We start from the raw sequence: 8,337 nt of genomic DNA, 5'->3' as shown, positions 1-8,337 counted from the left end.
CGGTCGCCGTCAGCGGCGGCCGAGGATCGCAACTCGTGATGGCGATCGCGACGGTATGGCGGTGGATGTGGCGGTCGCCGTCAGCGGCGGCCGAGGATCGCACCAAAATCGCACTGCCCAGTAGCGTGGTGTTGAACGACATGGCGGTCGCCCTCGATGGCGGCCGAGGATCGCAACTTGTTGGCTGGACTTCATGGGATGAAGATCCACTGCTTGTGGAGAGCGCCGGGCCGTCCTGTGGCGGCCCGGCCTCCCCAGGCGTTTGCGGTTCGATAGGGGGTACGCGGCATTTCGGCTGCTTGTGAGTGATTTTTACAGAAACCCCGGCGGGTGTCGGTGGGGTGGGCTAGCGTTCCGAGCATTCCAGCCAGACGGCTTTTCTTCGGGACGGTTGCATGGAGATCTGGGGCCACAGCGCCAACGACGCCGGTGAGCGTCACACCCTTGCTGATCACCTTCGCGGGACCGAAGAGCGGGCCCGCCGCTACGGTGCCCGGTTCCATGCAGGTGAACTCGCCGGATACCTCGGGCGGGTCCACGACGTCGGCAAAGGGAGCTGCGCCTGGCAGAGCGGACTCCTGCGGGCCGAGGCCTCGGGCGGGCGCGTGGGGATCCCGCACAAGCACGCCGGCACCCACCTCGCCTTCAAGGCCGGACTCGGGCCCCTCGCGAACGTGGTGTTCGGGCACCACGGCGGCCTGCAGTGCCGCCCTGAGCTCAAGACGGCGCTGCGAGAGGCCCGCACCGACCACAAGGCGTCGGTCGACGAGGCCATCGACCGGGTCTCCCAGGTCGTGCCCGAGATCTTAGAGGGGCCTGGCCTCCCCTCCTGGGTCCAGACCGCCATCACCTCCGCCCCGCTGGTCACAGACGTCCTGGTGCGCATGGTCTTCAGCGCGGTAGTGGACGCCGACCGCCTCGACACCGCCGAGCACATGGACGCCATCGCGCGCCCCGACCACCCGGTGGCCGCCGGAGACCTGGTCGAGCGCTACGAGCAGTCCCGCCTGGCCCGGCTGGAGGGGCGCGCGCCGTCGCCGGTGGACGCCGACCGCGCCCGGCTCTACGAGCAGGCCGTGGCCGCCGCCGAAGGACCACAGGGCATCTACCGGATGCCCGCGCCCACCGGTTCGGGCAAGACCTATGCCGCGGGCGCCTTCGGGCTGCACCACGCCCGCCGCCACGGGCTGGGCCGGGTGATCGTGGCCGTCCCCTTCACCACGATCACCGAACAGAACGCGAAGGAGTACCGGGACCTGCTGGAGGCCCCCGGGCAGGAGCCGGTGGTGCTGGAGCACCACAGCGGCATCGATCTGGACGCCGACGGAGCCCCGGGGAACCGGTGGGCCAAGCTCGCCTCGGAGAACTGGGACGCCGCGTTCGTGGTGACCACCACGGTGCGCCTGTTCGAGTCCCTGTTCTGCCACAAGCCCGAGGCGATGCGGCGCCTGCACCGCCTAGCCGGTTCGGTGCTGGTGCTGGACGAGGTGCAGGCGCTTCCCGACCGACTGCTGGTGCCGATCCTGTCGATGCTGCGCACGCTGACCGAGCACTTCGGGGTCACCGTGCTGCTGGCCTCGGCCACCCAGCCGGCCTTCTTCGACCTCTCGCCCTTCCAAGACGTGCCCGCTCGCGATGTGATCGAGGACCCGGCGCCGCTGTACCGGCGCCTGGCACGGGTGACCTACTCGTGGTGGACCGACCCGGCCCCCACCCGCGAGGAGCTGGCCGAACGCGCGGCCGCCTCGCCCTCGGTGCTGGTGGTGTGCAACACCACCAGCCAGGCCCAGGAACTCCACGAAGGAATCAGCAGGCACCGGCAGGACGACGGGCCGGTGCTGCACTTGTCCACCCGCATGGTGGCCCGCCACCGCCAGGACGTCCTGGCGAAGATCACCGAACTGAACAAGGCGGGAGCCCCGGCAGCGGTCGTGTCCACCCAGCTCGTCGAGGCCGGGGTGGACCTGGACTTTCCCGAGGTCTTCCGCGCCTTCGCCCCGGCCGAGTCGATGCAGCAGGCCGCGGGCCGCTGCAACCGTTCCGGGCGCCTGGAGCAGGGCCGGGTGGTCGTCTTCGACCTGACCGGCGACGACGGAAAGGTCTCCAGCGGCGGGGAGTTCATCTACGGGGCCGCGCTGGAGGCCACCCGGGAGCACTTCGGCCCTGGAAAGGCCTGGCCCGATTCCCCTGACGTCATGGACGCCTATTACAAGGACCGGTTCAAGTACACCAACGTCGAAAACGACGGCCAGAAGATCCAGGACGCCCGCCGCGACGGCGACTTCCCCGAGGCTGACCGCCTCTTCACGATGATCAAAGAGGTGAGCATCCCGGTCGTGGCCGTGCCCGAGCGCTACGCCGAAGACGCCGAACGCGTCCGCGAGATGCTCGGCCTGTTGCGCCAGGGCGTCCCGCCCGGCCACCTGCTGCGCGAGCTGCGCCCCTTCACCGCCACGCTTCCCCGAGGCCTGGCCGAGCGCAAGGCCGCCGGATTGCTCGCCCCTGTCGTAGGCGACCTGTACGAGTGGCTCGGCGACTACGACGACGAGCGCGGCATCGTGATCGCCGACACCAAGGAGTACGTGTTTTGACCAGCCCACCCCCCGGGCCCCCACCTCTGGCGGTGGAGGTCGAGGGCCCCTTCGCCTGCTTCACCCGCCCCGAGCTCAAGACCGAGCGGTTCAGCTACCCGGTCATGACCCCCTCGGCCGCCAAAGGCGTCCTCGAAGCGATCTTCTGGAAGCCCGAGTTCTCCTACCGCATCGAGCGCATCGAGGTCCTCAAACCCATCCGGTGGGTCTCGGTGCGGCGCAACGAGGTCGACCAGACCACCTCCGCCGACTGGGTGCGCAAGGCCATGGACGACCCGGCCGAGCGGTTCGACGTCGAAGCCCACCGCGACCAGCGCCACATGAAGGCCCTGCGCGACGTGGCCTACCGGATCCACGCCCACATCCGGCTGCGCGACCACACCGACGCCCACCCGGCCAAGTACCGCGACCAGTTCCGCCGCCGCCTCGAACGCGGGGCCTGCTTCAGCCAGCCGTTCCTGGGCACCCGCGAATTCTCCGCCTCCTTCTACAAACCCACCGACCGCGCGCCCATTCCCGAGAGCGAGGACCTGGGGGTGATGCTGCACAGCATCGACTACAGCGCCAAGCGCGAGGCCTACCGCTGGTTCCACGCCGCCATGGCCGAGGGGGTCCTGCACGTCCCCGAGCGCGGCGGCGAGCTGCCCGGCTCGCCGGCCGGGCGCACCGGCGGGAGGGGATGAAGCGGTGCTGCTCAAAGCCCTGGCCGACCACGCCCCCCACATCGAGGACCTGCCGCCGGCCCACTACCGCCCCCGCACCATCCGCTGGTGCCTGAAGCTGGACGCCCAGGGCCGGCCGTCCCCGGAGCTCCTCGACCTCGCCGGTGCCGACCACCCCACGGGCATCGAGCTCAACGCCCCCTACGTCTACCGCTCCGGGGCCAAACCCCCGCCCGTCCTGCTGGTCGACACCCTGGAGTACGTGCTCGGCGTCCCCAAGACCGACACCGAGAAGGCCCGCACAGAGGCCCGGCGCCGCAACGAGGCCTACATCGACCTGCTCAGGCAGTGGGCACAGGCCGCCGAAGACGACGCCACGGCCCGCGCCGTACTGGCCTGCTTCGAAGGCGGCCACCACCGCGCGGTCGATCCCGGCAAGGCCAAACCCTCGGACCTGGTCGCGGTGGACGTGTCCGGGCAGCCCTGGCCGCACCTGCAACCGGCCGCCCAGCAGGCCTGGCAGGCCACCGTCACCGCCCGCAAGAGCGGCCGCGCCGGGCAGGGCCAGTGCCTGTCCTGCGGGAAGGACCGCCCCCTGCTGGACTCGCTTCCCGAACCCGTCAAGGCCGGACTGATCCCGACCGGCTCCAACCGGGGACGCGACGCCCAGCTGGTGTCGATCAACACCTCGGCCCAAGGGCGCGGGGGCCGCATCCAGCTCTCCGACATCCCCGTGTGCGAAGCCTGCGGGGCCCGCTCGGCCGCCGTGCTCAACGCGCTCCTGGCCGACCGCCGGCACCGCTACCGCATGCCCGACTCGGTCATCACCTGGTGGCTCAAGGAGCCCACCGCCGTCTCGGTGATGGACCTGTTCGAGGCCACCGAGGCCCAGGACGTCGCGCACGTCTTCGCTGAACTCGACAAGCCGCACCGGACCAGCGGCGCCCAGGACATCGACGCCAACCGCTTCCACGCCCTGATCCTGTCGGTCAACCAGAGCCGCGTCATCGTGCGTGAATGGATCGACGTGGCCCTGCGCCAGGAACTGGACCACCTGGCCTCCTGGTTCGACGACCACCAGGTCCAGGACTGGCGCAGCGACGGCCCGCGGCCCGTCCCGGTCTGGCGCATGGCCGCATCCCTGGGGCGTGGACGGGACACCGCCGAGGGGTGGCGCTACCTGCCCGACACCGCACCCGACGGGGCCCAGCGCCAGCTCATGCTGGCCGCCCTCAACGACACCGTGCCGCCCCGGTCCCTGCTGTCCCACCTCAACCAGCGCATCGGCGCCGACGGGCGCATCGACCACCCCCGTGCCGCCCTGCTGCGCCTGCTGTTCAACCGCACATTCGCAACCGACCACGGAGAGGTGCCGCCCGTGCTCAAAGAGGACCGCACCGACCCGGCTTACGTGGCCGGGCGCCTTTTCGCTGTTCTGGAGTCCCTGCAGTACCGGGCCCTGCGCGACCCGGAGACCGGCGAGGGCCCCAACAGCACCATCGCCGACAAGTGGCTCTCGGCGGCCAAGGCCACCCCGCGCTCCCGGATGGAGCCGCTGCTGGACAAGTCCCAGGCCCACCTGCGCCGCCTGCGCGCCTCGGGCAAGCCCAAGGACCAGGCCGCCCAGCACGCCTACTTCACCACCATCTGCACCCTGCACGACCTGCTGGAGGGCCCGCTGCCCGACACCCTCGACCAGGAGGGCCAGTCCCTGTTCAGCCTGGGCTACTACCAGCAGCACTCCCACGACCAGCGCCAGCGCCGCGCCCACGCCAACGGCGGCACCGACCAGGAAGAGCAGCGATGACCACCACGCCCGCCCACCTCGACCCCGAGCGCAAGCACGACTTCGTCTTCTTCTTCGACGTGCGCGACGGCAACCCCAACGGCGACCCGGACGCCGCAGGCGCCCCGCGCACCGACCCCGACACCGGCCAGGGCCTGGTCACCGACGTGGCCCTCAAGCGCAAGATCCGCAACACCATCCCCCTGTTCAAGCAGGGCCAGCCCGGCTTCGACATCTACGTCGAAGCCGGGGTCTCCCTCAACTCCCAGCACGAGCGCGCCTACACCGAACTGGGCCTCAAGGGCGACAAGAACGACAAGAAGCAGACCGCCGGCAACCAGCCCCGCGCCCGCGACTGGATGTGCCAGACCTTCTTCGACGTGCGCATGTTCGGCGCGGTGATGAGCACCGGCGACAAGCCCGCCGGGCGCGTCCAGGGCCCGCTCCAGCTCACCTTCTCCCGCTCCCTGCACCCGGTGCTGCAACAGGAGCACGGCATCACCCGCATCACCCAGACCCGCACCGCCGACATCGACAAGGGCGAGTCCACCGAGATGGGCAACAAGCACACCGTGCCCTACGGGCTCTACCAGGGCTTCGGCCACTTCAGCGCCCCTCTGGCCAAGCGCACCGGCGTCACCGCCGACGACATGGAGGCCTTCTGGCGGGCCATGGCCATGATGTTCGAGCACGACCGCGCCTCCTCCCGCGGGGAGATGGCCATGCGCGGGCTGTACGTGTTCACCCACGACGACGCCTTCGGCCGCGCCCCGGCCCACACCCTCTTCGACCGGGTGCGCGCCGGCCTGGTCGACGAGCACCAGCAGCGGCCGGTGCGCTCCTTCAGCGACTACAAGATCACCGCCGAGGAGAGCGGCCTGCCCGAGGGCATCACGCTGACGCCGCTGCTCGCCGGATGAGCACCGCAGGCGGGGCGCAGGAGCCGCTGCCGGTGCCGCTGTCCGCGCTGGAGCACTACGACTACTGCCCCCGCCAGGCCGGGCTCATCCTCCTGGAGGACGGCTTCGCCGACGACGCCGCCACCGTGCGCGGCACTCTGGCCCACCACCGGGTCCACGACCCCGGACAGGAGTCCCGACCCAGGGTGCGCACCCTGCGGGCCCTGCCCGTGTGGCACCACGGCCTGGGGATGACCGGGGTGTGCGACGTGGTGGAGCTCCTCCCCGACGGCACCGTCCTTCCGGTGGAGTACAAGTCCGGGGCCTACAAGCCGGGCGGGGCCGCCGATGTCCAGGTGGGGGCGCAGGCGATGTGCCTGGAGGAGCGCATGGACACCCGCATCGCCGATGCGGCCGTCTACTCCATGGCCGACCGGCGCCGCCACACCGTCGCTGTCGACGAAGAACTGCGCGGGCGCGTTCGCTCGGCCGTCGAGCAGGTGCGCGCGATCATGAGCGGCTCGGTCCTGCCGCCCCCGGCCGCCGACGCCCGCTGTCGGCGCTGCTCGATGAACACCTCCTGCATGCCCAAAGTCCTGGCCGGACAGGCCCGCTACCAGCGCCACCTGGCCGCCCTTTACCGGCCCGCCGAGGAGACCGAGTGGGATGACTGAACTCCTCAACACCCTCTATGTCCAGACCCCGGGAGCCTCCCTGCACCTGGACGGCGACACGGTCCGCATCGTCCTGCCCGAGACCGAGGGCCGGACAACGCTGCCGCTGCTGAGACTGGAATCCATCGTGGCCATGGGGGAGGTGCACGTCACCTCGCCCCTGCAGGACCGCTGCGCCCAGGACGGGCGCCCCATCGTGTGGATGACCCGCGGCGGCAGGTACCGCTACCGCGTCGAAGGGCCCACCCGCGGAAACGTGCTGCTGCGCCACTGCCAGCACCTGGCCCACGCCGAGGAGGCCAAGCGGCTGGAGATCGCGCGGGCCTGCGTTGCCGGCAAGATCCAGAACAGCAGGCAGGTCCTGCTCAGAGGCGCCCGCGACTCCACGACGCACAAGCAGGAGCTGCGGGAGAAAGCCGCCGCGCTGGAAGGCTCCCTGGAGACGGCGGCCGAGGCGGCCGACATCGGCGAGCTGTTCGGGGCCGAAGGATCAGCGGCACGCGCCTACTTCGAGGCCTTCGCGCTGATGGTGCGCCCGGAGAGCGGGTTCACCTTCCCCGGGCGCATCAAGCGCCCGCCGACCGACCCGGTCAACGCCCTGCTGTCCTTCCTCTACGGGCTGGTGCGCTCCACGGTCCACGGCGCCTGCGAACAGGTGGGGCTGGACCCCTACGTGGGGTTCCTGCACGGCATCCGCCCCGGGAAACCGGCGCTGGCGCTGGACATGATGGAGGAGTTCCGGGCCGTCATCGCCGACCGGCTCGCCCTGACCCTGGTCAACCGGCGCCAGGTGAACCCCGACCACTTCGAGACCCTGCCCGGCGGGGCGGTGCAGCTGACCGAGGAGGGGCGCAAGGTCGTGCTCACCCAGTGGCAGCAGCACCGCCAGAAGGACCAGTCGCACCGGGTGCTGGGACGCAGAGTGCAGCACGCGCTGATGCCTTCGGTGCAGGCTCGCCTGATGGCGCGCCACCTGCGCGACGAGCTGCCGGGCTATGTTCCTTGGACGGTGTGAATGGAACTGCTCATCACCTACGACGTGGCCACCACGACCCCGGAGGGCGCCCAACGGCTGCGCCGCGTGGCCAAGCTGTGCGAGGGGTTCGGGATGCGGGTGCAGAAGTCGGTCTTCGAGGTCGTGTGCGGCGAGGCGGACCTGGTGCGGCTGAACGACCAGCTGGCGCGCATCATCGACGAGGAAGAGGACAGTATCCGGGTGTACCGGATGAACCGCGGGTCGTTCAAGGCGGTGGCGACGATGGGAAGGGCTCGTGCGCTGCCGCATGATGACGCGCTGGTGCTGTAGTTGGGAACCTCCGGTGCCCATGGAATCCCGGGGAGGTTCTCAATGAGGTTTGCGCCTTTTTGTGGAGGAGAGTCCGGTTCGCGCGTCGGTTTTACCGTCGCGGACCGGGGTGTTTCCCCATTTCAGGCGCCGTGGCGGTCGCCCTCAGCGGCGGCCGAGGATCGCAACGCGCTGCTGCTGGAGGGCACCACCCCGGCGGCGGGGTGGCGGTCGCCCTCAGCGGCGGCCGAGGATCGCAACCTCTCAAGGGATTCGGGGTGCGGGAGCCGCACCGACAGGTGGCGGTCGCCCTCAGCGGCGGCCGAGGATCGCAACCTGAAAAATCTGTTGTTGACGAGTGTCACCCGGAGGTGGCGGTCGCCCTCAGCGGCGGCCGAGGATCGCAACCACCCCGGTGCCGGTGCTGCGGCTGAAGCCCA

General features: G+C 70.6%; 8 protein-coding genes. 7 read left to right on the top strand and 1 reads right to left on the bottom strand.

Features of this window, described 5'->3' with window-relative positions; all coding sequences use genetic code 11:
• Positions 1-395 precede the first annotated feature (395 nt).
• From D450_RS0122700 to cas2, 7 genes are read left to right on the top strand one after another with little or no spacing between them, the layout of a single operon-like run.
• On the top strand, positions 396-2,591 hold the full coding sequence (locus D450_RS0122700) for a CRISPR-associated helicase/endonuclease Cas3 (RefSeq protein ID WP_017540929.1): 2,196 nt from the start codon (positions 396-398) through the stop codon (positions 2,589-2,591).
• On the top strand, positions 2,588-3,274 hold the full coding sequence (gene cas5c, locus D450_RS0122695) for a type I-C CRISPR-associated protein Cas5c (protein WP_241483248.1): 687 nt from the start codon (positions 2,588-2,590) through the stop codon (positions 3,272-3,274). The genes D450_RS0122700 and cas5c overlap by 4 nt, the downstream gene beginning before the upstream one ends.
• A 4-nt stretch (positions 3,275-3,278) precedes the next feature.
• Positions 3,279-5,060 (top strand): type I-C CRISPR-associated protein Cas8c/Csd1, encoded by a 1,782-nt coding sequence (gene cas8c / locus D450_RS0122690; protein ID WP_017540927.1) that lies wholly within the window; start codon positions 3,279-3,281, stop codon positions 5,058-5,060.
• Positions 5,057-5,959, top strand: a complete 903-nt coding sequence (gene cas7c, locus D450_RS0122685) for a type I-C CRISPR-associated protein Cas7/Csd2 (protein WP_017540926.1) — start codon at positions 5,057-5,059, stop codon at positions 5,957-5,959. The genes cas8c and cas7c overlap by 4 nt, the downstream gene beginning before the upstream one ends.
• Entirely contained in the window at positions 5,956-6,612 is a 657-nt protein-coding gene (cas4, locus tag D450_RS0122680; protein WP_017540925.1) for a CRISPR-associated protein Cas4, read from the top strand. Before cas7c ends, cas4 begins: the two co-directional genes overlap by 4 nt.
• Positions 6,605-7,627, top strand: a complete 1,023-nt coding sequence (cas1c, locus tag D450_RS0122675; RefSeq protein ID WP_017540924.1) for a type I-C CRISPR-associated endonuclease Cas1c — start codon at positions 6,605-6,607, stop codon at positions 7,625-7,627. Before cas4 ends, cas1c begins: the two co-directional genes overlap by 8 nt.
• Positions 7,628-7,918: a CRISPR-associated endonuclease Cas2 gene (gene cas2, locus D450_RS34185; RefSeq protein WP_017540923.1), complete on the top strand. Its 291-nt coding sequence runs from the start codon at positions 7,628-7,630 to the stop codon at positions 7,916-7,918.
• Positions 7,919-8,040: 122 nt separating this feature from the next.
• On the opposite strand, the gene D450_RS35775 is transcribed toward cas2, so the two are convergent.
• The gene (locus D450_RS35775) at positions 8,041-8,232 is read right to left on the bottom strand and encodes a hypothetical protein (RefSeq protein WP_449289481.1); all 192 of its coding nucleotides are present in this window, start codon (positions 8,230-8,232) and stop codon (positions 8,041-8,043) included.
• Between the last annotated feature and the right edge of the window lie 105 nt (positions 8,233-8,337).

The organism is Nocardiopsis halophila DSM 44494 (genome assembly GCF_000341245.1).
GTDB lineage: Bacteria > Actinomycetota > Actinomycetes > Streptosporangiales > Streptosporangiaceae > Nocardiopsis_A > Nocardiopsis_A halophila.
The sequence above is the reverse complement of the archived record's forward strand: the minus strand, read 5'-3'. Positions and strand labels throughout refer to the sequence as shown.

Bases quoted from the DNA above. Each gene is read 5' to 3' on its own strand.
- D450_RS0122700 (WP_017540929.1), top strand. From the start codon at position 396: ATGGAGATCTGGGGCCACAGCGCCAACGACGCCGGTGAGCGTCACACC.
- cas4 (WP_017540925.1), top strand. From the start codon at position 5,956: ATGAGCACCGCAGGCGGGGCGCAGGAGCCGCTGCCGGTGCCGCTGTCC.
- cas1c (WP_017540924.1), top strand. From the start codon at position 6,605: ATGACTGAACTCCTCAACACCCTCTATGTCCAGACCCCGGGAGCCTCC.
- cas2 (WP_017540923.1), top strand. From the start codon at position 7,628: ATGGAACTGCTCATCACCTACGACGTGGCCACCACGACCCCGGAGGGC.
- cas7c (WP_017540926.1), top strand. From the start codon at position 5,057: ATGACCACCACGCCCGCCCACCTCGACCCCGAGCGCAAGCACGACTTC.